General features: G+C 68.8%; 21 protein-coding genes. 9 read left to right on the top strand and 12 right to left on the bottom strand.

The window, feature by feature from the left end:
- Positions 1 to 127: 127 nt before the first annotated feature.
- Positions 128 to 748, top strand: coding sequence for a TetR/AcrR family transcriptional regulator (locus tag OG609_RS02940; RefSeq protein ID WP_327271301.1), 621 nt, complete (start codon positions 128 to 130; stop codon positions 746 to 748).
- Positions 749 to 882: 134 nt separating this feature from the next.
- The gene (locus tag OG609_RS02935; protein WP_327271300.1) at positions 883 to 1,101 is read left to right on the top strand and encodes a hypothetical protein; all 219 of its coding nucleotides are present in this window, start codon (positions 883 to 885) and stop codon (positions 1,099 to 1,101) included.
- Positions 1,102 to 1,115: 14 nt separating this feature from the next.
- Here OG609_RS02935 and OG609_RS02930 read toward each other — a convergent pair whose 3' ends face one another.
- From OG609_RS02930 to OG609_RS02910, 5 genes are all read right to left on the bottom strand, one after another.
- On the bottom strand, positions 1,116 to 1,736 hold the full coding sequence (locus OG609_RS02930) for an L-threonylcarbamoyladenylate synthase (protein WP_327271299.1): 621 nt from the start codon (positions 1,734 to 1,736) through the stop codon (positions 1,116 to 1,118).
- Between the two features lie 103 nt (positions 1,737 to 1,839).
- Positions 1,840 to 2,778, bottom strand: coding sequence for a carbohydrate ABC transporter permease (locus OG609_RS02925; protein WP_327271298.1), 939 nt, complete (start codon positions 2,776 to 2,778; stop codon positions 1,840 to 1,842).
- Positions 2,775 to 3,923, bottom strand: a complete 1,149-nt coding sequence (locus tag OG609_RS02920) for a carbohydrate ABC transporter permease (RefSeq protein WP_327271297.1) — start codon at positions 3,921 to 3,923, stop codon at positions 2,775 to 2,777. Before OG609_RS02920 ends, OG609_RS02925 begins: the two co-directional genes overlap by 4 nt.
- Positions 3,924 to 3,929: 6 nt before the next feature.
- Positions 3,930 to 5,174, bottom strand: coding sequence for a sugar ABC transporter substrate-binding protein (locus tag OG609_RS02915; protein ID WP_327271296.1), 1,245 nt, complete (start codon positions 5,172 to 5,174; stop codon positions 3,930 to 3,932).
- Between the two features lie 90 nt (positions 5,175 to 5,264).
- Entirely contained in the window at positions 5,265 to 6,314 is a 1,050-nt protein-coding gene (locus OG609_RS02910) for a LacI family DNA-binding transcriptional regulator (protein ID WP_327271295.1), read from the bottom strand.
- A gap of 125 nt (positions 6,315 to 6,439) precedes the next feature.
- On the opposite strand from OG609_RS02910, the gene OG609_RS02905 reads away from it, so the two are divergent.
- Complete coding sequence (locus OG609_RS02905) at positions 6,440 to 8,563, top strand: amylo-alpha-1,6-glucosidase (protein ID WP_327271294.1); 2,124 nt, start codon at positions 6,440 to 6,442, stop codon at positions 8,561 to 8,563.
- Between the two features lie 207 nt (positions 8,564 to 8,770).
- On the opposite strand, the gene OG609_RS02900 is transcribed toward OG609_RS02905, so the two are convergent.
- A complete protein-coding gene (locus OG609_RS02900; protein WP_327271293.1) occupies positions 8,771 to 9,817 on the bottom strand; it encodes an AI-2E family transporter in 1,047 nt (348 codons plus the stop codon).
- A gap of 663 nt (positions 9,818 to 10,480) precedes the next feature.
- Here OG609_RS02900 and OG609_RS02895 point away from each other — a divergent pair.
- On the top strand, positions 10,481 to 10,636 hold the full coding sequence (locus OG609_RS02895) for a DUF6131 family protein (protein WP_093899206.1): 156 nt from the start codon (positions 10,481 to 10,483) through the stop codon (positions 10,634 to 10,636).
- A 680-nt stretch (positions 10,637 to 11,316) separates the two neighbouring features.
- Here OG609_RS02895 and OG609_RS02890 read toward each other — a convergent pair.
- The 4 genes from OG609_RS02890 to OG609_RS02875 form a co-directional block, all read right to left on the bottom strand.
- Complete coding sequence (locus tag OG609_RS02890; RefSeq protein WP_327271292.1) at positions 11,317 to 12,693, bottom strand: sensor histidine kinase; 1,377 nt, start codon at positions 12,691 to 12,693, stop codon at positions 11,317 to 11,319.
- Between the two features lie 12 nt (positions 12,694 to 12,705).
- Positions 12,706 to 13,374 (bottom strand): response regulator transcription factor, encoded by a 669-nt coding sequence (locus tag OG609_RS02885; protein ID WP_327271291.1) that lies wholly within the window; start codon positions 13,372 to 13,374, stop codon positions 12,706 to 12,708.
- 820 nt (positions 13,375 to 14,194) lie between these two features.
- The gene (locus OG609_RS02880) at positions 14,195 to 14,875 is read right to left on the bottom strand and encodes a BPL-N domain-containing protein (protein WP_327271290.1); all 681 of its coding nucleotides are present in this window, start codon (positions 14,873 to 14,875) and stop codon (positions 14,195 to 14,197) included.
- A 10-nt stretch (positions 14,876 to 14,885) separates the two neighbouring features.
- Positions 14,886 to 19,037: a Pls/PosA family non-ribosomal peptide synthetase gene (locus OG609_RS02875; protein WP_327271289.1), complete on the bottom strand. Its 4,152-nt coding sequence runs from the start codon at positions 19,035 to 19,037 to the stop codon at positions 14,886 to 14,888.
- A 466-nt stretch (positions 19,038 to 19,503) separates the two neighbouring features.
- On the opposite strand from OG609_RS02875, the gene OG609_RS02870 reads away from it, so the two are divergent.
- The 5 genes from OG609_RS02870 (at position 19,504) to OG609_RS02850 (ending at position 22,791) form a co-directional block, all read left to right on the top strand.
- Entirely contained in the window at positions 19,504 to 20,283 is a 780-nt protein-coding gene (locus OG609_RS02870) for a 2OG-Fe(II) oxygenase (protein WP_327271288.1), read from the top strand.
- Positions 20,284 to 20,421: 138 nt separating this feature from the next.
- Positions 20,422 to 20,943 (top strand): methylated-DNA--[protein]-cysteine S-methyltransferase, encoded by a 522-nt coding sequence (locus OG609_RS02865; RefSeq protein WP_327271287.1) that lies wholly within the window; start codon positions 20,422 to 20,424, stop codon positions 20,941 to 20,943.
- 95 nt (positions 20,944 to 21,038) lie between these two features.
- Entirely contained in the window at positions 21,039 to 21,770 is a 732-nt protein-coding gene (locus OG609_RS02860; RefSeq protein ID WP_327271286.1) for a 2OG-Fe(II) oxygenase, read from the top strand.
- Positions 21,767 to 22,120, top strand: a complete 354-nt coding sequence (locus tag OG609_RS02855) for an Ada metal-binding domain-containing protein (RefSeq protein ID WP_327271285.1) — start codon at positions 21,767 to 21,769, stop codon at positions 22,118 to 22,120. The genes OG609_RS02860 and OG609_RS02855 overlap by 4 nt, the downstream gene beginning before the upstream one ends.
- A complete protein-coding gene (locus OG609_RS02850) occupies positions 22,117 to 22,791 on the top strand; it encodes a hypothetical protein (RefSeq protein ID WP_327271284.1) in 675 nt (224 codons plus the stop codon). The genes OG609_RS02855 and OG609_RS02850 overlap by 4 nt, the downstream gene beginning before the upstream one ends.
- A gap of 148 nt (positions 22,792 to 22,939) precedes the next feature.
- Here the strand turns inward: OG609_RS02850 and OG609_RS02845 are convergent, their stop codons facing one another.
- Positions 22,940 to 23,992 (bottom strand): polyprenyl synthetase family protein, encoded by a 1,053-nt coding sequence (locus tag OG609_RS02845; protein WP_327271283.1) that lies wholly within the window; start codon positions 23,990 to 23,992, stop codon positions 22,940 to 22,942.
- Positions 23,989 to 25,053: a tetratricopeptide repeat protein gene (locus tag OG609_RS02840; protein WP_327271282.1), complete on the bottom strand. Its 1,065-nt coding sequence runs from the start codon at positions 25,051 to 25,053 to the stop codon at positions 23,989 to 23,991. The genes OG609_RS02845 and OG609_RS02840 overlap by 4 nt, the downstream gene beginning before the upstream one ends.
- Positions 25,054 to 25,376: the final 323 nt, after the last annotated feature.

Below are 25,376 nucleotides of genomic sequence, written 5' to 3'. Positions count from 1 at the left end.
GTTCGTGTCCTTTCCCATGCATGTTCCGATGCGCTTGCATCGGAACTGTAGCCCGGGAATCGATACGAGCGCATCGAATAAAGTGGGCTACGAAACAGAGGACCGTGAACCAGGGAGGCGACCGGGTATGCCCAGACAGGTGGATCACGCAGACCGACGCCGCCGGATCGCTGAGGCCGTCTGCCACCTCGCCGACGAACGCGGGCTGGAGGGCGTGACCCTTCGAGACGTCGCCGCTCGTGCGCAGGTGTCGATGGGCGCCGTTCAGCGATGCTTCCGTACCAAGGAAGAGATGCTCGTGTTCGCGCTCGGGCACATCGGCGAGCGGATCAGTGAGCGCGTACAGGCCCGCCTCGTCAGGAGTCCGGCCCAGTCGGCCGGCACCGCCCTGGGGCATGCGGTGACCGAGGTCTCACTGCTCCAGGAAGGGCACCGCGCCGAGGCCAGGGTCTGGCTCGCCTTCGTTGCGCAGGCGGCCGTCAGTGAGGCCCTCGCGAGGACGCTGAAGGCGAACTACGCAGCCCTGCAAGAGGTGTTCACCCGCCTCATCTCGGAAGCCGGCGAGGGCGCCGACCGTGCCGTGCCCCTCGATCCGCGACGCGAGGCCCGCACCCTCCTCGCCCTTGCGGACGGCCTCACCGCGCATGTCCTCATCGGCCATCTCACTCCGCAAGAGGCGCAGGACGTTCTCCACGCGCACCTGGGCGGCCTCTGGGAGCGTCCGGTCCGGCCGGCTCGCACCACTTGAACGTCCCGGGCCGCCAAGGCGGGCTGGGCTCGGAGCCGTGTCCGCCGGACGCCTGCTGCGGGCCCCTGGTACCACTCGTACCCGTCGTTCTCGGACCACTGGGTCCTGGGGCTGCTCGGAGAACCACCCGGGTTATGCGTTCGGTGGAGATCCGTGAGGACCTGGCAGCGGCGCGGCCTGCGGTGTTCAACCGCCTGCTCACGGAGTGCATCGCGCACCGGGCCGCTCTGCGGCCCCCGGACCGTCCGCCGCGCGCGGCGCTGCAGCAACCCCGCCCTCGCGACCGCGCTGCGGGCATCCCGCATCTGAGTCGCCGGCGTTCCGGCACGGAGGCCGCCCGGCAGGCACCGTGATGCCCGCGGCGCGGCTACTCGAACCGCGTGGTGTCGCCCGCCCCTCGGCGTACGATCTCGGGCTCACCGCCGGAGAAGTCGATGACCGTGGTCGGCTCGGTGCCGCAGTCGCCCGAGTCGACCACGGCGTCCACCACATGGTCGAGCCGTTCCTTGATCTCCCAGCCCTGTGTCAGCGGCTCGTCCTCGTCGGGCAGGAGCAAGGTGCTGGACAGCAGCGGCTCACCGAGGTCGGCGAGCAGCGCCTGAGCGACGACATGGTCGGGAATCCGGACTCCGACCGTCTTCTTCTTAGGATGCAGCAGCTGACGTGGCACCTCCTTCGTCGCGGGGAGGATGAAGGTGTAACTGCCGGGTGTCGCTGCCTTGATCGCACGGAACACATCGTTGTCGATGTGCACGAACTGACCGAGCTGCGCGAAGTTCTGGCACACAAGGGTGAAATGGTGACGGTCGTCGAGGTTCCGGATCGACCGGATCCGGCTGATGCCGTCACGACTGCCCAGCTGGCACCCCAATGCGTAACAGGAGTCCGTCGGGTACGCGACGAGCGCGCCGGCCCGGATGCTGTCGGCCACGGAGCGGATGGTGCGGGTTTGAGGATTCTCGGGGTGCACGTCGAAATACTTCGCCATCCGCCGAGTCTAGGTGATCAGGACCATTACGCTCAGAACAGCGGAGCCCGGTCCGGTCGGTGCGTCGGGTTCCGGCGCCGTCGGAAACCGACGGCGCCGGAGTTCACTCCTTGACCGCTCCCGCGTTGGCGCCGCTCACGAAGTAGCGCTGGAAGCAGAAGAACAGCGCGGCCACCGGGATGGTGGAGAGCAGCGCCGCCGCCAGCTTCAGCGGGTACTGCGTTCCGCCGCCGAGTCCGCCCGAGACGAAGCGGGCCAGGCCCGTGGTGAGCGTCTCGTACTGGCCGGACTGCGTGCTGACGAGGAAGTGCGTGAACTCGTTCCACGAGCCCTGGAACGACAGGATCGTCAGGGTGATCAACGCCGGTCTGGCCATCGGCAGGACGACGGACCAGAAGATCCGGAACACACCCGCCCCGTCGACCCGTGCGGCCTCCTCGACCTCGCGCGGTACCGATTCGAAGAACTGCTTCATGATGAAGATGCCCGCCGCGTCCACCAGCAACGGCAGGATCATGCCGGTGTACGTGTCGAAGAGCCCGAAGGTGTTGAGCACCAGGAACTTCGGGATGAGCAGGGCCACTCCGGGCACCGCCATCACCGCGAGCACAAAGCCGAACAGTGCGGTGCGGCCCCGAAAGCGCAGCCGCGCCAGCGCGTATCCCGCCATGGAGTCGAACAGCACCCGGCCCACGGTCACCACCACCGCCACCAGCGCCGAGTTGCCCAGCCAACGCAGGAAGGGCACCCCGTCCGCGGCCTGGCTCAACCCGAACAGCCGCTGGTACGCCGCCGTGGTGGGAGTGGTGGGCAGCATGCCCAGCGGATGCGCGGCGGCATCCGGATCCGTCTTGAAACCGGTCACCAGCTGGAGGACGAACGGCAGCAGATACAGCAGACCCAGCCCCAGCACCGCGGTGTACCCCACCAACCGCCACGGCAGGCGGAAACGGCTCAGGACGGGGTGGCCCCGGTCGTGCGGGGCGCGACGGCGAGGGGAGGGCCGAGCCCGGCCGCGTACGGCCGTACCGGTGACGGTCATCGGTTCCTCCCGGTGCGTGCGCCACGCTCCCGCAGCGCCCAGCGCTGGAACGCGGTCAGGATGAGGATCAGGGCGAGCAGGATGAACGCGATCGCCGAGCCCTGCCCGAAGTCCGCGTTGTCGAAGCCCGCGGAGTACGACAGGAAGGCGGGCGTGAGCGTCGTATTGCCCGGAGCGCCCTGGCCCATCACATAGACCTGGTCGAAGACCTGCCAGGTGGAGATCAGCCCCAGGGTCAGGACCAGGAACAGCACGGGACGCAGCGCCGGCAGAGTCACATGCCACAGCATCTGACGGCGGTTGACCCCTTCCATGGCGGCCGACTCCTCCAGCTCCCGCGGGATGTTCTGCAGCGCCGCGAGGAAGATCAGCATGAACGTGCCCGAGGTGGTCCACACGGCGAGCAGGATGAGCGTGCACATCGCGACCGAGGGGCCCGAGAGCCACTCGAACCACGACAGCCCCATGGTGGAGTGATCCGCCAGCATCCCGGTGGGCCGTTCGGGATCGACGATTCCCAGACCGCCCAGGATCAGGGAGAGCACCCCGCGCGGGTCCGCGAACCAGTTCGGTCCCTTGATCCCGATCCAGGACAGCATGGAGTTGACGGCCCCACTGCCCTGGAAGAGAAAGAGGAAGACCGTCGAGACGGCGATGGAGCTGGTGACCGACGGGAAGAAGAACGTTGTACGGAGAGCACCGCGTCCCCGAAGCAGTTTCTGGTTGACGAGCAGAGCCAGACCCAGTGCCAGCGCGGTCTGCAGGGGGACGGTCAGCAGTACGTAGTAGGCGTTGTTGCGCAAGGACGTCGCGAAGAGCGTGCGGTCGAGCCCGTCCTGCGTGAGCAGTGACCGGTAGTTGTCCAGGCCGACGAAATCGGCCTGACCGGAGAACGGGTTGGACTGTCCGTCCCAGTGCAGCAGGCTCACCCACAGCGCCATCAGGATGGGAAGCACCATGAACAGGCCGAGGACGAGCACCATGGGGCTGACGAACAGCCAGCCCCAGGTGCCCTCCCCGCGAAGGCCCGCGCGCCGGGCGCGGACCTTCGCGGTCGTGCCGGTATCGCCGGGTGCGCTGTCAGGTGCGCCGGGCGAGCCGGTCGTTCGGGGGGTACCGCTCGCGCGGATCGTGCGGATGGGCATGGGGGCTCAGTTGCCCTTCGCGATCGCCTGTTCGCCGTTGCGCTGAAGGTCGGCGAGGATCTTCTTCGGGTCGGCGGTGCGCAGCGACTGCAGATCGGTGTTGAACTGGCTCAGGACCTTGTCGAAGCCGGCGATCGTCACCGGGCCCTGTGCGTAGGCGCTGCCGTCCACCCAGGCCTTGGCGGCCGGCTGCTTCTCGGCGTAGGTCTTGAGCGCGCTCGTCCGCGACGGCATGACACCGAACGCGTCGGCGAAGGCGAGCTGCTGCTTGGCGGATGTCAAGTACTTCACGAGGTCGACGCCCGCGTCGCGGTGCGCGCTGTCGGCGGCGACGCCCCAGCAGTTGCTGAAGGCGAGGGTGCCCTGGCCGGCCGGTCCCGCGGGCAGCGGCGCGATGGCGTACTTCACATCGGGGTAGTCGAGCTTCATGCCGCCTTCGAGCCAGTTGCCCTCGATGGTCATCGCGGCCTTGCCCTTGCCGAGCGCCTCACCGCCCCAGCTGGTGTCCACCTGCTTGGCGAACTTCATCGAGCCGGACTTGAGCAGGGACTGGACGAAGTCGAGCCCCTTGGCGTTCTCGGCGGTGTCGGCAGTCATCTTCTGCTGGTCCGGGTCGGTGAGCCAGCCGCCCGCCTGCTTCATGAAGACGCCGAGCCGCTGGAACTCGTCGCTGGTGACCAGGCCGGTGACGCCCTTGCCGGTGAGCTTGTCCGCGACGGTCCGCAGCTCCTCCCAGCTCTTGGGATAGTCCTTCTCCGTCAGCCCGGCCTTCTTCCACAGATCGGTGTTGATGGCCAGACCGAGGGTGGAGGCGTCCTTCGGCAGGCAGACCAGCTTCCCGTCGTACGAGAACGAGGTCCGCAGCTGCTGGGAGAAGTCGTCGACGTCGGATATCCGGTCCCCGTACGGGTACAGGGAGCCGCCCTTCGCGTAGTTCGCGAACTGGTCGGAGTTGACGTAGAAGACGTCCGGCGGCTTGTGCCCGGCGAAGGACTGGGCAAGCTGCTGGTTCATGTCCTTGGCGACCTCGACCGAGACCGAGTTGCCCGACTTCTTCGCATACGCGGCGGCGGCGGTCTTGACTGCCTGGGTTTCGGCGTCCCCCGAGGTGGCGATCAGTACCGTCAGTTTCTGCTTGCCGGCCTTGTCCTGCTCCGGCTCCTTGTCGCTGCCGAAGCTGGATGAGCAGCCGGTGGCAGCCAGTAGCGCCGCGCAGGTGACGAAGGCGGCGACGGCCGTACGGGTTCCCATGAATTCCTCCAGGGGGATAGTGCTTGCGGCTCAGCTGCCCGGAGAGGGCGCGCTGTGAATGGGGGCCCGTGGATGGGCACGGGGAGTGGTTCAGTCGCCCGACGCGGATGTGCTGTCACGTACCACGAGGGACGGTTCGAGCAGGACGCGCTCGGGCGGAGCGCCGAGTTCCGACATCCGGGCCAGCAGAAGCCGGACACATTCGCGGCCGACGGCTTCCAGCGGCTGGGCGACGGTGGACAGTCCGGGGGAGAGAAGCGCGGCCGTGGGGGAGTCGTCGAAGCCGACGACCGCCACATCCGTGCCCGGCACGGCTCGTCGCTCGCGCAGGGCGTGATAGCACCCCAGAGCGAGCACGTCGCTTGCGGCGATCACGGCCGTCGCACCTGCGTCGAGCAGCGGTCCGACGGCGGCCTGTGCGGAGGCGATGTCATCGACGCTCCGTGCACGTCTGTTGCGTATCGAAAGGTGGTGTCGCCGCATGGCACGCTGCCAGCCCATGGCACGGTCGTCGCCGACCCCGGAGCCGCGCGGCCAGCCGAGAAACGCGATCCTGCGATGCCCCAGACCCACCAGATGCTCGACCGCGGCGTCCGTGCCCGAGGCGCCGTCGACATCCACCCAGTCCCCGATCTGCCGGCCGGACCACATGCGGCCGAAGCCCACGAACGGCACGCCGCGCTTCTCCAGCCAGGCCTGGCGCTGGTCGCCCCGGTCGGTGCCGCTCAGCACGAAACCGTCCACGCTGTGCAGGTCGAGGAGCTCCTCGTACCCGTCGAGGCCGGCGCTGCCGGGTGGTGAGGCGAAGAGCAGGATCCGGTAACCGGCCTCGTCGGCGGTCTGGGACAGGGCGTGCAGAAACCGGTCCATGACCGGGGCCGAGGTGCCGGGGGCGGTGGGACGAATGCCGTAGCCGATGAGCTTGCTGGAGCGGGTGCGCAGGGTCTGAGCCGCTCGGTGCGGGCGATAGCCCAGCTCGTCGATGGTACGACGGACCCGCTCCAGGGTCTCCGGACGCAGCAGTTCGGGGGAATTGAGCGCGTTCGACACCGTCTGCGGAGACACTCCCGCCCGCCGCGCGACCGTGGCCAGGGTGACTGAACCGGTCTTGGACGCGGGGGTGTTGGGGGAGCGGGGCATGAGTGTCTCCGAAACCGGTCGTACGAATGGACAAGTTCATTGGAGCGTTCCAAAACCGTTGTCAACGCACTGAAGTCGTCGTTAGGGTTCTTGGAACGCTCCAATGCCTGAGAGGTTCTGCTCTGTTGGACACAACTGTCAAGACCCACGACATGACGAACTCCGATACGGGGGTCGGCCCGTCGGCCGAAGGCCTCCAGCCGTTCCTGCATGACGCCTGTGTGACGCTGTACGCCCCGAGCTTCGCGATCTCGCAGGCGGACGGACAGATCGACGGTGCCGCGGACGGCTTCTACCACGGCGACAGCAGAGCCCTTGCCCGGCTGACCGTCGCGGCGGACGGAATCGCGATCGCTCCTGTCCGAGGAGCCCTCGAAGGTGCGGACCGGGCAGCCTTTCGCGGTGTGCTGCGCGGCTTGGGCGAGGAGACACCGGACCCGGCCGTCACCCTGCACCGGCGCCGCCACGTCACCCCCGGGCGCCTGGAGGAGACCCTCGAAGTCGCCAACGCCGGGCGGCAGCAGGTCCGTGTCCGGCTGATCGTCACCGCCGGTACCGACCTCGCCCCGATCGAGCGCGTCAAGTCCGGACACGCGCAGAGCCCGGTCTTTGCCAACGCCACGGAGGGCGGACTCGGTTGGTCCAGGGACACCTTCGCGGTACGGCTCACCGGCTACCCGCGGCCCGCCGCCGTCGACCCGGCCGCCGGAACACTGGCGTACGACATCGAACTCGCTCCCGGCTCGTCATGGACCGCCGTACTGCACTGCGACGCCGCGCATGAGGGCGGCGACCAGTTCCCCGCGCCATCTGCCGACAGCCTGCCCTGGCGCACGCCCGTCCTGCGCAGCGCCGACCGGCGCTTCGATCACTGGCTGAGCCAGTCGGCCGCCGACCTCGACCGGCTGCGGCTGACCGACCCGGAGAAGCCCACCGACCAGTTCCTGGCCGCCGGGGCCCCGTGGTTCCTCACCCTCTTCGGCCGCGACTCCCTGTGGGCGGCCCGCATGCTGCTGCCGCTGGGCACCGATCTCGCCGCAGGTACGCTGCGCACACTTGCCCGCCGGCAGGGCACGAAGTCCGATCAGGACACCGAGGAACAGCCCGGCAAGATCCTGCACGAAGTGCGCCGCGCCACCCAGAACTTCAACGAGAACTTCGCCCTGCCGCCCTGCTACTACGGCACGGTCGATGCCACCCCGCTCTGGATCACCCTGCTGCACGACTCCTGGCGCTGGGGCCTCGCGCCCGAGCAGGTCGAACAGCTCCTGCCGCACGCGGAGTCCGCCCTCGCCTGGATGCGCGACCACGGCGACGCGGACGGGGACGGCTTCCTGAAGTACATCGACCACACCGGACGGGGCCTGGCCAACCAGGGCTGGAAGGACTCGGGCGACTCCATCCGGTATCGCGACGGACGCTTCGCCGCTTCCCCGATCGCGCTCTGTGAGGTCCAGGCGTACGCGTACGAGGCGGCCCGCGGCGGTGCGGATCTGCTCCGCGCCTTCGGCCGCCCCGGCGCCGACCGGTGGGAGGAGTGGGCCGAGCGGCTGCGGGACCGTTTCCGCAGCCACTTCTGGGTGGAGGACGAGCGGGGGCCGTACCCGGCTGTTGCGCTCGACCGCGAGAAGATGCCGGTGGACTCGGTCACCTCGGGCTTCGGCCACCTGCTGGGTACGGGCCTGCTCAACCACGAGGAGAGCGCCCTGCTGGCCGCCAGGCTCAGCGCGCCCGACCTCGACTCGGGCCATGGTCTGCGAACGCTGAGCAGCGACTCCGTTGCCTACAACCCGTACGGCTATCACATCGGTTCCATCTGGCCGCACGACACCGCGATCGCGGTGCACGGCCTGGTCAGGGCCGGGTTCCCGGAAGCGGCCGCATCCCTGTCCGAAGGGCTGCTGACCGCATCGGCGGCCTTCGACGCGCGGCTCCCCGAACTGTTCGCCGGCCATGGAGCGGTGACCGATGCCCGGCCCTCGCCCTATCCGGCGTCCTGCCGCCCGCAGGCCTGGGCGGCGGCCTCGTCCGTCATGGTCCTCCAGTCGGTGCTGGGGCTTTCCGCCGATGTCCCTGGTGGAACACTCACGGTCGCGCCCGGGTTCGCGGAGGCCTACCGGCCGCTGAAGGTCGAGGGGCTCGATGTCGCGGGCGGGCGGCTGGACATCTCCGTCGACGCCGACGGCACGGCGCACATCGAGGCGCCGAAGGGCCTGGTGGTGAGGAGGCAGCACACGACGCCCCGTTGACGTACAGCGGCTGTGCCCGATTCGAGGCAGGACCCCGTGGGCCGGGGCGAGCCTGCCTCGGACCAGGCGGCCGAGACCGCCGGGGGCGGCAGCAACAGCGGTACGACGGAACCCGCACCAGCAGTTCGGCTTCCGGCCTGTGCCCGTGGCAGGCCGGCCGGGAACTCCGGTGCCGGGCTTCTGGCTCGCTTCCGCCCCACGCATCCCTCAATCCTTCGCCTGCGCGGATTCGCGTGCCTGGCGCAGGGCCTGATGAGCCGACCAGACGACGGACACGAGCGGTACCGCCACCACGGCGCCCAGCACCCCCGCAGCGATGGCGCCGCCGATCACCGCGAGTGCGACCACCACCGGGTGCAGGCGTACGGCCCAGCTCATCACGATCGGGTGCAGAAGATGGCCCTCGATCTGGCCGATGACCACGATCAGCGCGATGACGACGGCCGCCACGATCGGGCCTTTCGCCGCCAGAGCCACCACGGCGGCGACTGCGAGGGCGACCGGTGAGCCGATCAACGGAATGAAGGTGGCGAAGAACTCCAGCAGCGCCAGGGGAAGGGCCAGCGGTACTCCGAGTGCGAACAGGGCCAGTCCGACGAGTACTGCGTTGGTCGCCGCCACCAGGACGATGCCGTGTGTGTATCCGGTGAACGTCCGCCACGCCGCACGGCCCGCGATCGTCACCCGGGCCCGGGCCGTCTCCGGAAGCTGGTCGCAGAACCAGTCCCACTGCCGGTCGCCCGAGTGAATGAAGAAGACCGAGCAGAACAATGCGAGAACGAACACGGTGACCGCCTCCACCAGCCGGCCCACGCCACTGAGGGCCGTGCTGATGAGGATGGAGCGATGGCTGGACAGGAACTGCCCGATCCGGGACTGCATGTCGTCGAGCGTCTTGGGGTTCAGCCGGAACGGTGGTCCCTCCAGCCAGTGTTCGATCCTGATCAGGCCTTCGCCGAACTCCCGTTCCAGCCCGGCGCGTTCTGCGGCGACTACCTCGCCGATGAGGGTCAGAACGCCGAGGACGAGGACGATACTGCCGACAAGCGCCACAGCGACAGCGAGCGGCCGCGGCATCGCACGAGCCAGGAGATCCGCCACCGGGCGCAACATCGCGGTGCCGAGCAGGCCGAGGAAGACGGCTACCGCTACCTCGTGGAACCGTCCCAGCGCTGAGAAGACGGCGTACACGACGGCTCCCACGACGAGGATTCGCCAGGCGTAGGCAGCGGCCGTCTGCAGCGTGGGGTTCACGCGTGGCTCGTACCGCAGGCCGGGCGGCGCATGCTGCGCGTCCGGGATCCGGTTCGCAGGGCGGGTGATGCCGCGCAGCGCCTGACGTGACGCGGTGCGAATCCGATGCCGTCGTCCTTCGGACGGTACGCCGGGGTCCGTGTTGTCGGGCTGCGGATGTGATGGCCTGGGCATTCCCTGCTGGTACCAGCCTGGGCCGCGTCCTCCCGGGCTCCCGCGGCGACATGCGCAGGAAGTCACCCCTACGGGCGGAGCCACCGGCCATACACCCGCGGCTGTCGTCGCTGACGGACTTGTCGATCCAGCTGCCGCCGGAGTTCCGCATGCAGTTCTCCGGCGACGCATACGAGGTGAGCGTCCTGCACCGGGCCACGCCGGTCACCCGCGAGTGCGGCGGATGCATTCGGTGACGACGTCCCGGAGGCTTCCGGTCCGCCGGAGCAGTTCTCGCCGGCTCGTCGTAGAAGCGCTCGGCGGCACAGCGGTCAAGGATTCCGCTCACGGGAGTCGCTTGCAGGCGTGCAGTCCGTGACCGGTGAGATGACGCTGCCGGACACGCTCCTGTCCCGGCCTACGGTGGCCCGTGCGTCCTCGCACGGGCCTGTATCACCTCGCGAAGGCGTCAGGCGCATACTGGGAGAAGATGTGGGATTGGAGGTCGTCATGATCATCCTCGGTGTCATTCTGCTGGTCATCGGCCTGGTGGCAGGTATCTCGATCCTTTGGACGATCGGTGTTGTGCTCGTCGTGATCGGCATCGTCCTCTGGATCCTGGGTGCCGTCGGGCATGCGGTGGGAGGCCGACGGCATTACTGGTAGGACTGCCGTTCCGTCATCGGCGTCCACGGGGCCTGGACGTACGTACCTCAGGATCTGTCGGTCATCGCGCTCGGAGACCTCACCGCCTCGGTCGACTACGCAGGCTTTCGCATCCCGGCAGGAGATGGGCCACCAGGCCGTTTCCTTCGCATCACCTTTCGGACCGGATGATGACGCCACGAGGTCGAATGCCGCCAGGTAGCTGGTGGCGGTCTTGTCGTAGCGGGTGGGTGCGCCACGAGGCGCCAAGGTATCGAGTGAGGTGAGAGACCTTCACCGCCGGGTTGTCGCAGCAATCCGGCTGAAGCTGAGGGCACTTCGGCTCGGGGGATGCCGAGCCGAGCGGTAAGCAGCCCTGACAGCGTCGGGACGGGCCGGCACTGCCGGACGGTTCGGGCCCGGCTAGCGAGACGGGAAGGTGCACGCGAGGAATCAGTGCTTGACGCGCCGTAATTACGACACCGGCTCCAACCTGTCGGATGCGGGCCGGGTGCAGTGCACGATCGTTGTTCGTTGGTGATCGACTCCGAAGCCGGATCTACCTATCGGTGGGGAGGCCACGCAGAAAGCCTGCGGCGTGAGAGTGGCGATGCTGCCGGGGTAGAGCTGGGCACCTCACCCGTCGATCGACTCCGTGGTGAACGTGGGAACTCACCCAGGCCGCGCCTCCTACTCGGCCGCTACCGATCGCCGACGGGAATCCGTACGACGATCCGAGCGCCTGGGCGGTTGGCCTCGATGTGGACGCTGCCGTGGTGGGCGGTGACGACGTCGCGGACGATGGCCAGCCCCAGGCCGCTGCCGCCTGTGTCCCGTGCGCGCGCGTGGTCGAGTCGAGTGAAGCGCTCGAAGACGCGTTGCCGGTCGGCGGCAGGGATGCCGGGCCCGTCGTCGGTTACGAACAGGTTTGCGGTGCCGTCCAGGACATAAAGGCGGATGTCGATGCGGGTGGCGGCATGGCGAAGGGCGTTGTCCAGCAGGTTCCGTACCACGCGGGCGAGGGCATCCCTGTCACCGTGGACGCGTGCGGCGCTGACGGCGTGCTGGTCGATGATGAGAGAAGTTCGCTGGCGGGCCTCGCCCACCTCGGTGAAGACGATCTCGTCCAGGTCGACCGGGCGTTTGCGCAGGCGTGGACGGGCATCGAGGCGGGCCAGCTGTACAAGATCGTCGACGAGCCGGGAAAGCCGTTCGGTCTCCTCGAGCAGGGCGGGGGCGAGCGATCGCCAGTCAGCGGCTTCGGGATGGCTGACTGCGACCTCCAGGCGTGTGTGCAAGGTGCTCAGAGGGCTGCGCAGTTCGTGGGCGGCGTCGGCGACGAAACCGCGCTGCCGCCGCGTCGAAGCCTCCAGGCGGGCAAGCAGGTCGTTGAAGGTCTTCGCGAGCCGGCCCAGAGCGTCCTCGGCGGGGGGCACGTCGAGTCGGCGCCCCAGGTCCGAGGCGGTGATCTCGGCGGTCTGGGTTCGCAGGGAGTCCACGGGGCGCAGCGCACGCCCGGTGAGCAGCCATACGACGCCGGTGAGCAGGGCCACGGTCGATGGCACGGTGGTGGCGAGGCCGAACGTCAGCTTGGCCAGGCCATCGTCGATGTCCTCTGTGGACATGGCGACGTACACGGTCATCGGGTCGTGGCGGGTACCGGCCGGGACGGCCACAGCACGCCAGGCACCGCTTTCGCCCACTGGGATGTCGTGGACGGTGCGGGAGTGTGCGGTACCGGATGCGTTCGGTGGGAAGTCGAACAACCGGGGTTTGTTGCGCAGATTCGCCGAGCTGGCCCGCACTGTTCCCTTCGCGTCGACCACTTGGACAGCGGCTTCGCCGTGGAAGGTGTTGTGCAGTACGGTGCCGCGCGGTTCAGCCTCAAGGGTTGCTGCGACGACCTGGGCGTCCTGCAGGGCGGTCTGGTCGAGCTCGCTGATGAGACTTGAATGCAGCCACAGCACAAGCAGCACAGCGGCACCGGCCAGTCCGAACGCGATCATGAGGGCAGCCGCAACGGTCAGCCGCAGCCGCAGCGACCGGCGGGACCACCAAGCCCGGATGTCGACGTGCATCCGCTGTCCTCCTCAGCTCCGCAGCCGGTAGCCCGCTCCGCGGACGGTCTCGATGGTCTGGCGGTCGAATGGGGCGTCGATCTTGCGCCGCAGGTAACCGACGTAGACCTCGACGATGTTGGTGTCGCCGTCGAAGTTCTCGTCCCACACGTGTGTGAGGATCTCTGTCTTGCTGACCACTTGGCCGGCACGCCGGAGCAGGAATTCCAGGAGGGTGAACTCCCGTGCAGTCAGGTCGATCTCATGGCTCCCGCGACGGCACCGCCGACGGGCGGGGTCCAGGGTGAGGTCGTTGACCGCGAGTACCGCGGGCCGGGGTGGGGCTCCTCGGCGCAGAAGCGCCCGCAAATGGGCCACAAGTACCACGTACGAGAACGGCTTGCTCAGGTAGTCGTCGGCGCCGAGGTCCAGGGCATCCGCCTCGTCGTACTCTCCGTCCTTCGCCGTGAGCATCAGCACAGGGGTCCACACGTTTGCTGCCCGCATCCGCTTGAGGACCTCGTACCCGGACAGGCCGGGCAGCATGATGTCCAGCACGATGACGTCGTACGGTTCGTGGAGGGCGCGCCAGAGACCGTCCACACCGTCATATGCGGCGTCGGCGACGAAGCCCTCAGAAGCGAGTCCGTCGGCGATTGCCGCGGCAAGTCCACGCTCGTCCTCGATGATCAGCATCCGCATGGCAGCCTCTCCATCCACCCTAGTGCCGCACCGTACGGACTGTCCCCTGAGAAGCCGCTGAGAGCGTGGCGGGTTCTCAGGTTCCTCTCAGTGCCCGCGGCACACGCTGGAGGCCATAAGCAGGTGAGGAGAGGAACAATGACAGACAGTCGAGACAGGCGCCCGGACCGGGATGAGGTCCGGCGAGGCGAGCGTGATGCACGCGGGATCGACGTGGCGCGAGAGCAGGCGCGGCGTGGTGACGAGCAGGAGCGCAGGGAGTCGGATGACGGCAGGCGGTCCGCAGATGACCGGGAGAGGGAGATTGAGGACGCGCGTGAGCGCCTGATCCGCACTTCTCGTGTCGCCGACCACCCGTTCGGCGGGTAAGAGCCAGAGCCACCGACTGCTCCTTGGCGACAGTCGCACGGCGGCCGGCCGGGTTCCTCGGCCGGCCGCCGTGCGACTGTCAGCGGCGACGGGCGTGTTCGCCACTGCGACGAGGCAGAGTTCCCCGCTGTAGGCCGGCGAGAAGTGCACCGCGCCGTTCGCTAACGCCGGGCGGCCGTGCGGGCCGCCGCACATCGCGCACCGTTCGCGGGTGAGGAGCACCTCCCGGGGGGGGCGACGCACAAGTGAGCCCGAGGATTCGGCGCAAGAGGGTGTGCGCGCCTGTGTACCTGCTGCGGTCGCGCGCTCGATGAAACGCCAGTGCCCGCCGCTTCTCGCCGGTGTCCAGGACTGACGATGCCTCCTGGAGTGTGTCCCGTCCCCCTGCCGGGGACGAGCCACAGTCGCACGGCGATCGTCGAATCGAGTCTCGTCGGTGCGGGCACCGCAGTCATCTCTCCATCACCGCATTCACGAGGTCCACGGCGAGGTCCCGGGTGTGGTGGAGCGGGAGGCGGTTGTCGGTGTACCAGTCGTCGCCGGCCTCCGGGTGTGGTCCGGTGACCCCTACGCGGCCGGCACCGAACCGGGTCACGACCGCGGCGGTCGCGCCATTGGAATAGGTGGCCAGGACAGTCGCGTCCGCGTCTGCATCGAGCGCGAAGTACGGTCCGTCCTGGAAGAAGACAGTGCGGGGCCGTCCGCGCCACATCACCCCGACCAGCGTGTTGCCGGTGTCGTGGACTGTGCACCCCGGTGAGCGGATGTACTGGTCGGTGTCGCCGGGCAGCAGAGCGAATCCCGGGGTGGCCCCTGCCAGATAGGCGCCCAGGCAGAAGCCCAGGTAGCGTCCGCCGCCACGGACGAAGTCACGGATCGCGTCACGTTGCCGCCTCAGTTTCCGGTAGGCGGGACGGAGCGAGCCGCCACCCGGCTGGGCATAGACAAGGGCCCTGGACAGCGATCCGGCCGACAGCTTCAGGGCCTCGCGCGGACCGGCGAAGCGGACATCCAGTTCCCACGGGCCGGCGGCGAGCAGGTCCGCGACCGCCTCCGGGCAACCGGGCAGCGATGCCGGTCCCCGGTAGACGAGCGCGAGCGGGCGGGGTCCGGGCGTCTCGGCCTGAATCATGTCTTCCTCCTCACCGCCGCGTGGTGGTCATGCGTCGCGCACCGCAGTCGACGGCGACCGGTCCCCCCCGAACCGGTCGGGGACGGCTCGCGACTCCTTCGGCGGGGAGCCCTCGCCAGCTCGTCCCCAGCGGCAGGTGTTCCCCCTTCATGACCAGGGACAACGCCCCAAGCCCGACACGCTCTCCCACCACCGCGTCGTACAGCACTATGGCCCGGGTGCCGATATCCGCACCGGACCGAACAGTCACCGTCGACATCTTCATGACACGATCTTCGAACAAATGTGTCTGCAGTGAGACGTTCCTGTCGACCGCGACGTCGTCGCCCACCTCCACCAGGTCGAACTCGGTGAGGAAGGTGGTGCCGATCCAGGTACGTCGGCCGATGTGGGCACCGAACATTCGGAGTACCACCGGCAGGAACGGAGTCCCTACCAGCACACCCACCCCCGCCGGGACCGCGGCCGCCTCGAAAAGGCCGGTGACGAACTCCGTACGCCGTACGAACAAACTCCACAGCGGCTCGACACGCGGCCGGTACCTTCCGATGACGACGAGCTTGGCCACCATGCAGTATGCGATGGCCGCGAACGCCGAGCCGATGGCCAGGAAGGGCGACACCAGCACCGGGACCAGCGGCCCGGCGCCACGGACGAGGCCGGACAGTGCCAGCAGGTACAGGTAGGCACTGGTCGCCAGAACCGAGGCGGGCATGGTGACGCGGAAGAACTCGATACTCAGACGAACGAGCACCGCCCTGCGGGTCGGTCGGTACGTCAGCTCCTCCGGGTACGAACCGCTGCTCTGGCGCACCGGCAGCCGCAACGCGGGGGAGCCGAGCCATGTAGTGCCGTCGGGCACACCGTCGGGTGGCGGGACCGTACCCACGCCCACCAGGGAGCTCGCACCCAGCTCCGTGCCGGCCGCCACCAGCGCCGCATTACCGACGAACGCCCGGCTGCCCACCGTGGTGGGTCCCATGGCCACCTGGCCTGCCGCGAAGACGGCGGCACCGATGCTCGCGTTGTCCGCGACGAAGCTTCTCTCTTTGAGGGTCAGCAGGCCCGGCTCGACGTACGCGACGGTGGAAACCTCGGCACCCTGGCCCACGCGCGCGCCGAGCAGCCGCAGCCACGGCACGGTGTAGAGGGTGGCGTAGAGGGCGTTGGTGAAAGTGAGGCTGTACTCCATCAGCTTGTCCACGACCCATTTGCGCACGCCGAGCGAGGAACGCGCCGAGTGGATGCCCACCGGCACCTCAGGAAGAACCACGCGCTTGCCGGCGGCCACCACCAAGCACACCGTACCCACGAAGACCGGGCCGGACAGTGCGGTGGCAGCCAGCCCCGAGCCCGCACCCCAGCGCAGCCATGCGAACCAGAACAACGCGATGCAGGGCAGGACGGTCAGCAGAGGCGCCAGTTCCAAGAACACCAGGCCGAGAAGCGCCGCAAACAGATGTCGCGGGCGCCACTGATCTGCAACGCCGCGTGTGCGCAGCATTGCCTCGACGACCGGGGCGAGGGCCTCGACCCGGCGCGCCGGTGATCCGGTCCAGCGCGCTCCGGCAGCCATCGACGCGTCCTGGCCGATCACGGACTGCTCGCCGAGCGCGGACCCCGGCCCCATGCACGCACCGGGTTCAAGCACCGCGTTGGCACCGACGAAGGCCCGCTCGCCAACCGTGATCGGAGCGACGGTGACCCATCCGTCCGCGACCTGCCAGGGGCGAAGTGAAACGCCATAGCCGACCGCCGCGTCGCTGCCGATCCTCAGTAGAGCCGGCAGACCGATCAGGCCGGTAGCGATCGTGGTGCGGGCTCCGACGCGTGCACCGAGCAGCCGAAGGTAGGGAGCCATCATGGGAGAGCCGCTGAGTACCCGCAACGGGCTGATCTCCAGCAGCAGGTTCAGCGCCCACAGGCGCAGATAGGTCAGCCCCCACAGTCGGTAGCGACCAGGTGCGATGCCGTTCTCCAGCAGGCGCGCCAGAGCGAGAGGAAGGATCCAGCGCACCGCCAGGTAACCGGCCACGACGGCGATCGTCGGCTGCAGGACCTCCCCGCCCGAGAGCCGGCCGTGGCGTGCGGCGTATGACATGGCCACGGGCAGCGTCAGCAGAAGGAGCAGAACGTAGAGGGCTCCCGCCTGGGCCAGTCCGGCGAGCGCGATCCGGCCGCGGCTGTGACGGATGAATGGGCGGGGCGGGCTGGCGCCCATGGTGGCCGCCGAGGCGCGTATCCGCTCTGCGAACCCTTGCACGGTCGGGTGCTCGTACAGGTCACGCAGGGTCGGGCCGGTTCCGTTGTCGCGGCCGCGCAACAGCGATACGACCTGGGCGGCGAGCAACGAGTGGCCGCCGAGGTCGGTGAAGAAGTTCGCCTCGGCCGACAATTCGTCGGGAGCGAGGCCGAGCACCTGTGCCCAGGTATCCCGCACCCGCGTCTCCAACTCACCACGGGCGGGCACCACGCGGCCGATCCCCATGAGTCGGCGGCCGGTCGGAGCGGGCAGCAGCCGGCGGTCAACCTTGCCGCTGGGCATAGCGGGAAGGCGGTCGAGGATGTCGAGGAAAGACGGCACCATGTAGGCGGGCAGAGTGCGTTGCAGGTGCTCGTGCAGACGGTCGGCGAGGTCGTTTTCGGAGGCTGCGTCCGGGCCGGAAGGGTCTGCGGCACGGACGACGTAGGCGGCGAGCACCTCGCTGCTCCCGGTCGCGCTGTCCCCGGCCGGGTCCAGGTCGTCCCGGGTCTGCGGAGTCCTGCCCGTGTCCGGCGCCGCGACGAGCGCGGTGACCGCTTGAGCTACGCCGGGGTCCTCCAGCAGCACGTTCTCGATCTCACCGAGTGCCACCCTGTATCCCCGGATCTTTACCTCGGCGTCGGCCCGGCCCAGGTACTCGATCTCCCCGTCGACGGTCATCCGGCCGAGGTCACCGGTGCGGTAGAGCCGGCCGCCCCGGGGACCCAGCGGGTGCTCGATGAAACGGTCGGCGGTCAGGTCCGGCCGGCCCACGTAACCGCGGGCCAGGCCGGGACCGCCCAGGCATATCTCGCCGGCCGAACCGTGGGGAACGGGCCGCCGCTGTTCGTCGAGAAGTGCCACCGAGTACGTCGGCAGAGGCCGTCCGATGGTGACGGGCCGGTTTGCACGCAGTTCCTGCCAGGTCGCCGTGACGGTGGCCTCTGTCGGTCCGTACGTGTTGAGGATGCGGCGTCCCGGCCTGCTCCACCGCTCGACGAGCCTCTGCGGGCAGGCCTCGCCGCCCACGACGACGCTGCGAACCTGCGGCAGCTCGCCCGGGATCGTCGCCAGCAGCGTCGGCACGCAGTACAGGACCGTAACGCGATGCGTCTCCAGAAAGTCGGCGAGCTCGTCGCCGAGCCGCGCGGGGCCGCTCGGCCCGGCGACGAGCGTGGCGCCTGCCGTCCAGGTCGGCCAGATCTCCTCGATGGAGAAGTCGAACGAGATGGTCATGCCCTGGAATACCCGGTCATCGGGGCGTACGGCGTAAACGGGAGTCACGACACCAAGGAAGTTGCAGATGCTTGATTGGGCGATCTCCACCCCCTTGGGCCTGCCGCTGGAACCCGAGGTGTACATGATGTACGCGGTGGGATCGTTCTCGTACCGGCCCGCGGCGGACGTGTCGGCAGGCGGCCGCGTTGTGGGAAGACAAGCGAGTTCACTCGCCCAGGTGTCGGTCCGGATCACCCGGCACGCTTCCGGCTCCTCCGTCTCCGCAAGCCCGGTGGGCGGCATCAGATCGCCCGTGGTCAGCAGGACGCCGGCGCCTGCGTCGCCCAGGATGTACGCGATGCGTTCGGGTGGGGACGCGGGGTCGAGCGGCACGAACGCCGCCCCGGCCTTGCACACGCCCAGGAGCGACACGTACATGCCCACAGACCGCGGGAGCAGGACAGCCACGCGAGTACCCGTACCGACGCCCACGCGGCGCAGGTAGTGGGCCACCTGGTTGGATCGTGCGTCGAGATCGGCGTACGTCAGATGCTGCTCTTCGCATTCCAGGGCGACGGCCCACGGTGTGCGGTCACAGGCGCCTTCAAAGAAGTGGTGCAGCCGACGGGCCGTGTTTGTCGCGTTCGGGTCGGTGAAGTCTCCAGCCGGAACGACAGGCGGGTCCACGGTGTGGGAGGCCATGGGGAAACCTCCTCCTCAGCTCGGGGTGAAGGACGCCCGGTGCTCCGGGAGGACTGTTTCCAGCCTGTACGGTGCCCGCTGAGAGGAGGCTGAGACTCTCACCTGATCGGTCTGTGCGACTGCCGTGAGAGCGGCTCCTCACCGGTTCACCGAGTGCGGCTTCTACGGTGCGGTGGGCGGCGTGCTCGACAAGTCGGTGCTGGGGTTCTGAGCGGTTTCGATCGTTCACCCGGTCCGCTGACGTGGTGGACGGCGTCCTCGGGCTGCTCGCAGCACACGACCCGTAGCGCAATGTCCGAATAGCGCCAGATTTGCTGCCCGGGGGCAGTCAGCATTGATCGTCGAAGGCTTCGACCGCAATGCCGCGACAATGCACAGGCTGTGAAGCCGCACGCACCCGAGTGGTCGAGAGGTGTCGGCCGGGTCCTGACCGCTGCGACGACAACACGCCACCGAGGGACACACCATGAACCACTCCGCCGTCGCCCCGCCGCTGTTCGGAGAAACACCCCGGATCGGTGACGCACCGCACGTTCCGTACAACAAGGACCTCCCCGCGTTGAGTGAGCTGGACTGGCCCGCAATGTATAGGCAGTTGAACAATCGTGGCGTGGCGCTCACGCCGCCCCTGCTCAGCCGTGAGCTGTGCGACGAGCTCATCGGCACGTTCGACGACGACGGAATGTTCCGCAGCACGGTGGTGATGCAGCGCTACAACTTCGGCCGCGGCACCTACAAGTACTACGCGAACCCACTCCCACCACTGGTGCAGGCGCTGCGCGAGAGCCTCTACCCGCCGATGGCGTGGATGGCCAACCAATGGGCGCCAATGCTGGGTGAACGCACCTTCCCGGACACGCTCGCGGAACTTACCGAGGAGTGCGCGGCCAATGGCCAGAACCGCCCGACTCCGCTGATCCTCACCTACGGGGAGGGCGACTACGCCTGCCTGCATCAGGACATCTACGGCGACATTGTGTTCCCGCTCCAGATTGCGATCATGCTGAACCGGCCGGGCGAGGACTTCACGGGCGGGGAGAACGTCTTCGTCGAACAGCGCCCCCGCTTCCAGTCGAAGGCCGTTGTCGTCAAGCCGGAGCTGGGCCAAGGGATGATCTTCCCGGTCCGCCATCGGCCGGTGAGCGGCAAGAACGGCTACCGCAGGCACCCCGTACGGCACGGCACCGGAACCGTTGAATCCGGGCGACGTAACACCTTGGGCCTCATCTTCCACAACGCCCGCTGAATCCATCCCCAGGTTCCGGCACGCCGTACGGGGCCACGTAGCCCGGCGAAATATCCCGTCCGAAAACCGCCGGACGAAGTCGCGCAAGTGCCGCATTCTCGTACATGGATCAATGAAACCCCTTGGAAGGAATATCTGATGACTTTCTACACGACCATGGACAGCCCTCTGGGCGAACTGCTGCTGGTCGGCGAGGAGTCTGCGACAGCGAACGGCGGCACCGCCCTTGCCTCGCTCTCGGTTCCGGACCAGAAGGGCGGCGCGTCCGTCCAGGGCGGCTGGGTCGAGGCCGCGGACGCGTTCGCCGAGATCACCGCTCAGCTGTGCTCGTACTTCGACGGCGGGCGCACCCGATTCGACATCGAACACGTCGAGCGCGGCAGCGAGTTCCAGCATCGGGTCTGGAAGGCGATCGAGGCCATCCCGTACGGCGGTACGACTACCTACGGCCGTATCGCCGACCGGATCGGCGCACCGCGATCCGCGGTTCGCTCGGTCGGCACGGCCATCGGCGCGAACCCGCTGCTGATCGTCCGGCCCTGCCGCCGTGTGATCGGCGCGGACGGTTCCCTGACCGGCTACGCCGGAGGGCTGGAGTGCAAGAAGCAACTGCTGCGCCACGAAGGCGTCGCCGAGGGCCTCGCCCAGGCAGCCGCCTGACCGGCGTCGTCGCGCCCCGTGCCACTTCCGCCAGGGCCGCGGCGACGCCCCCACGCCCCTGCCCGTTGCCAACCGCATACTGAGGAACCAGACCCGTGATCGACACAACACGTCCGGCCGGAACCGTGAGTGACCTGGTCGACGCCACCGATTGGGCCGCGCTCACCGACGAGGTCGACGAATACGGCAGCGCACTGACCGGGCCGCTTCTCACCTCCGACCAGTGTCGCGAGCTCGCCGGGCTGTACGACGAGAACGAACGCTTCCGCTCCACCATCGACATGGCTCGTCACCGATTCGGCTCCGGCCAGTACCGCTACTTCACCCACGATCTGCCCGAGGTGGTACGGGAGTTGCGCGAGGCGTTCTACCCGCATTTGCTGCCGATCTCCCGTACCTGGGCCGAAAAATTGGGTAAGTCAGCCCCCTGGCCGGACAAGTTGGAGGAATGGCTCGGTATGTGTCACGAGGCCGGGCAGTCCAAGTCGGCCCAGATCCTTCTGCGTTACGGCGCCGGAGACTGGAACGCCCTGCACCGCGACGTCTTCGGCGACATGCTTTTCCCGCTTCAGGTCGTCATCGGACTCGACGCGCCGGGCACCGACTACACCGGTGGCGATTTCCTCATGACCGAGCAGCGCCTCCGCGCCCAGTCCCGGGGATCGGCCACCGTCCTTCTCCAGGGACACGGGCTGGTCTTCACCACCCGCGACCGGCCGGTCGCTTCCAAGCGCGGCTGGTCGACCGCGCCCATGCGGCACGGTGTCAGCACCGTCCGCACAGGCCGGCGCCGCACCCTCGGCCTCGTCTTCCACGACGCCAAATGAACGACCGCACCGACGCCCGCCAAGAAGCCGGACAGCGCATCCGCACACTGCTCGGCCCCGACGGCGAGCCCTACCGCAGCACCACGCCGGGCACACTCGGCGGACACCGGCGGGGCCGGTTGTACGGGCGGCTGGACTGTCCCTCCGCGCTGAGGGCGATAGCCCGCGGCCACTACGTGTCCCAGCGCGTGTTCTTCGCCGACGAGACCACTGCCGTCGAGGCCGGATACCGACCGTGTGCGGTGTGCCTGCCGGAGGCGTACGCCCGCTGGAAAGAGAACCGGAAAGAGAATTGGAAAGGGCATTGGAATCCGCCGAGGCAGGAGCAGAGCCCTGGGGACACCTCATGAGCCTGATCCGAGATGCCGCGCGGAGCAGGTCACCCAAGCTCCGAAACATTGTCGCCGACAGTCCGGCACCGAATGCCCACACGGAAGCGGAGCTGGCCGCATTGATCGGCCTGCTGACCGCGCCCCGCTCGCGTATCCGGTCCGTTGCCGTCGGGCACGGGCGCGACGCCGAGTGCCGTACCGCCGCCCAGGCATTCATTCGCGCATGGCAGGCCCTGCACAGGGATGTGCTTGCTGTCGTCGACTGGCCCGAGGACGCCGCCTCGTGGCTGCGTCCCGCCCGGCGGCTGACCGCCCAGGCCCCGGACGCGTGGGTGCTGGCAGGCGCGCCGCTCGGAGTGGCTCAGCTCGCCCGGCGCCTTCGTCAGTCCACTGAGTGGCATCCGGCCCGCACCTTCGGATTCGCCTCGCTCGGCACCCCGCGGCTCGTCGAGCTCGCCGGCGCCGACACCGTCCACGGTCTACGGGGAGCCTCCGCCGACGGTGGCACCTGGGACATGCGCCACGGCTGGACGACCCACTACGAGCGTGAACAGGCCCGCAGAATCAGGGCGGGCGAGACACTGCGCAAGCAGACGTCCTTCGACGACTATCTGGCACAGCGCACAGCCGATCCGTCGTACACCTTCCGGCAGCATCTCCGGCGGACCGGTGGGGCCATCGAGGAGTAGAGCACTCCCGGTGCGCGCGGGGGACGCGACAGCTTGCCGCCGCATTCAGGATGTGCCGGTGGCCGGACCCGGGTGACGGGGTTCCGGCCCCGGCACTGACGGGGAGGGCCGGGGGAGTGGTGCCCCGGCCGGGGCCCGCGTCGGTTCATCACATGGTGCGGTCGATGAAGAACGGGAGAAGCGCGAGGATTTCACCGAGCGCGGCCGGGGCCAGCGGAACGCCGTCCAGGCCGCGGCGGGCGCTCTCCAGCTGCTGGCGGGCTTCGGCCAGTGTCGCGGAGCGCCCACCGGCTTCCTCGACGAGGTCGGCCGCCCGCCGGGCGGTGGTGCGGTCGAGCGGGTCGCCGGTGCCGAGAAGCGTGGCGAGGCGCCGGGCAGCGGGGTGGTCCGTGGCCAGGGCCGCGAGGACGGGGTACGTCTTCTTCAGCCGGCGCAGATCACTGTGGACGGGTTTGCCCGTGACCTGCGGATCTCCCCAGATCCCCAGAAGATCGTCCACGGCCTGGAATGCCACCCCGAGGTGCCGACCGGCCCCGGTGAGGGCGTCGACGGTCGTGACAGGGGCTCCGGCCAGCACCCCGCCCAGGCCTGCCGCACAGCCGAGCAGCGCGCCGGTCTTGTGCTCGGCCATCCACCGGTACTCGTGCGGCTGCACCGCTTCGGGTCCGGTCCAGGGCCGGGACTCGAAGAGCAGGTCCTCGGCCTGACCGCGCACCAGGTCGGCCAGTGTTCCGGCGAGATGCCGAACCGCTGCCGCACTGTGCACGCCCGGAGCGTCGGCCAGAGTCTGTACAGCCAGGGCGAAGAGCGCGTCCCCGGCGAGGATCGCGGGGCCGGTCCCGTACACCTTCCAGACGGTGGCGCGCTGTCTGCGCGTCTCGTCGCCGTCCATGATGTCGTCGTGCAGGAGGGAGAAGACATGGACCAGCTCGACGGCGACCGCGCCGACGACAGCGTCGTCCGCAGGGGCGCCGGCGGCCTCGGCGCTCAGCAGCGTGAGGGCCTGGCGTACCCCTTTGCCCTGTGAGCCCGTGACCGGGCTGCCGTCCGCCGTGTCCCACCCGAGGGAGAAGGCGGCCATCTCCGCGTGCCACGGGTGCAGACGCTGCACGGCCTGTGCCAGCGCCGGGCGTACGAGGTCGCGGCAGCGGGCGAGAATCTGCGGTGCCGTGGCCCGGTGGGTTACGGGCGGTGGTGTCATCGTCGTCCGCTTTCCTCATCCGTCTCTCCACCGACCGGTGTCACACCGAGTTCGGCGTACGCCTTGTCCACCATCTCCCGGGCGTTGAGCAGGCCGATCCGGCTCAGGGTGCGGCGCAACTCGTCCAGATCGGCGGCGGTCTCGTTCCGGTCGCGGCCGAGCCGGGCGAGCGACTTGACGAGACCGAGCCGGGCCAGGGCTTCACCGCGGGGTTCGGCCATGGCGCGGAACTCGGCGAGCGCTTCCTCGTAGACCTGACGCGCCTCCTCGTAACGGCGGGCGCGGAAGAACACGTTGGCGCGCATCTTGTGGTTGTACGCGAGAGCACTGGACAAGTTCATCTCACGGCAGGTGAGTTCGGCCTCCGTGAGCAGGGCAAGGGCACGCTCCGGATCGTCGTCCCGCAGGGAAATGATGTCGGCCATGCCGCGCAGGGCCCACGCGCGGCCACGCCGGTCGTCCGCATTCCCGGCCAACTGTGCCGCTTCCTCGAACATGGCCAGGGCACTGTCGAGCGATCCGGTGTTGCGGTGGATCTGTGCGATGCCCTCCAGCGCCCACACGGTGTGGCGCGCCTCGCCACGGGCGCGCGCCTCCGCGAGCAGCTGTTCGTGCAGGACCGCGACGGTCTGGTAGTCGCCCTGTATTCGCCCGGTCTCCGCAAGGCCGGCGAGGGAGTAGCCGCGGGCGACGATGTCCCCACCGCGTTTCCCCATGTCGGCCGCGAGCCCCAACAGCCTGAAAGCGAGCCTGAGTTCCCCGCGCTGCCGGGCGAGCGTCCCACCGCTCCACAGCGCCCAGGCCATCGCCCCCAGGTCACCGGCCGAGCGGGCAGCCCGGTAACTCGCCTTCCACGCCTGATCGGCTTCCTTCACATTGCCGAGCCTGCGATGTGCCTCGGCCACCGCGAGCCCGCATCGCGCAACTTCCTGTTGCGATCCGCTGTGCTCGGCCTCCCTCAAGTGACGTACTCCTTCTGCCAGTACATCCGTGAGTGAGGAGTTCACCGACATCTTGGTGAGGGCGCCTTGGTACTCGGGCGCCAGTGCCTTGCTGTGCATGGGAGCCTATCGCGCGCGGCCGGGTCGGCAGCAGGGCAACTATGCATTGTATGTATACATGAAGTGCATAGCTGTCTGGTGATCGGACCCGGGCACTCGTGGGGGGTCGGACGTGGCTTGTCGCTTGCGGCGAACCGCCTTGCTGTGGATCAAGACGGCAGTGGCCTGTCCGAGGTTGCTTCGTGATCAACAGAAGCCGACATTGCCCGTACCGGGAGGAATGGCAGGGCAGCCCCGGCCGCGGAGCGCGATGCGGCCGGGACGTCGGATGGGAGTGTGACCGTCTCGATCACGTCGGCGCCGAGCGCGCGCCCGCTCAAGCC

The sequence above is a fragment of the Streptomyces sp. NBC_01224 genome (assembly GCF_036002945.1).
Lineage (GTDB): Bacteria > Actinomycetota > Actinomycetes > Streptomycetales > Streptomycetaceae > Streptomyces.
The sequence above is the reverse complement of the archived record's forward strand: the minus strand, read 5'-3'. Positions and strand labels throughout refer to the sequence as shown.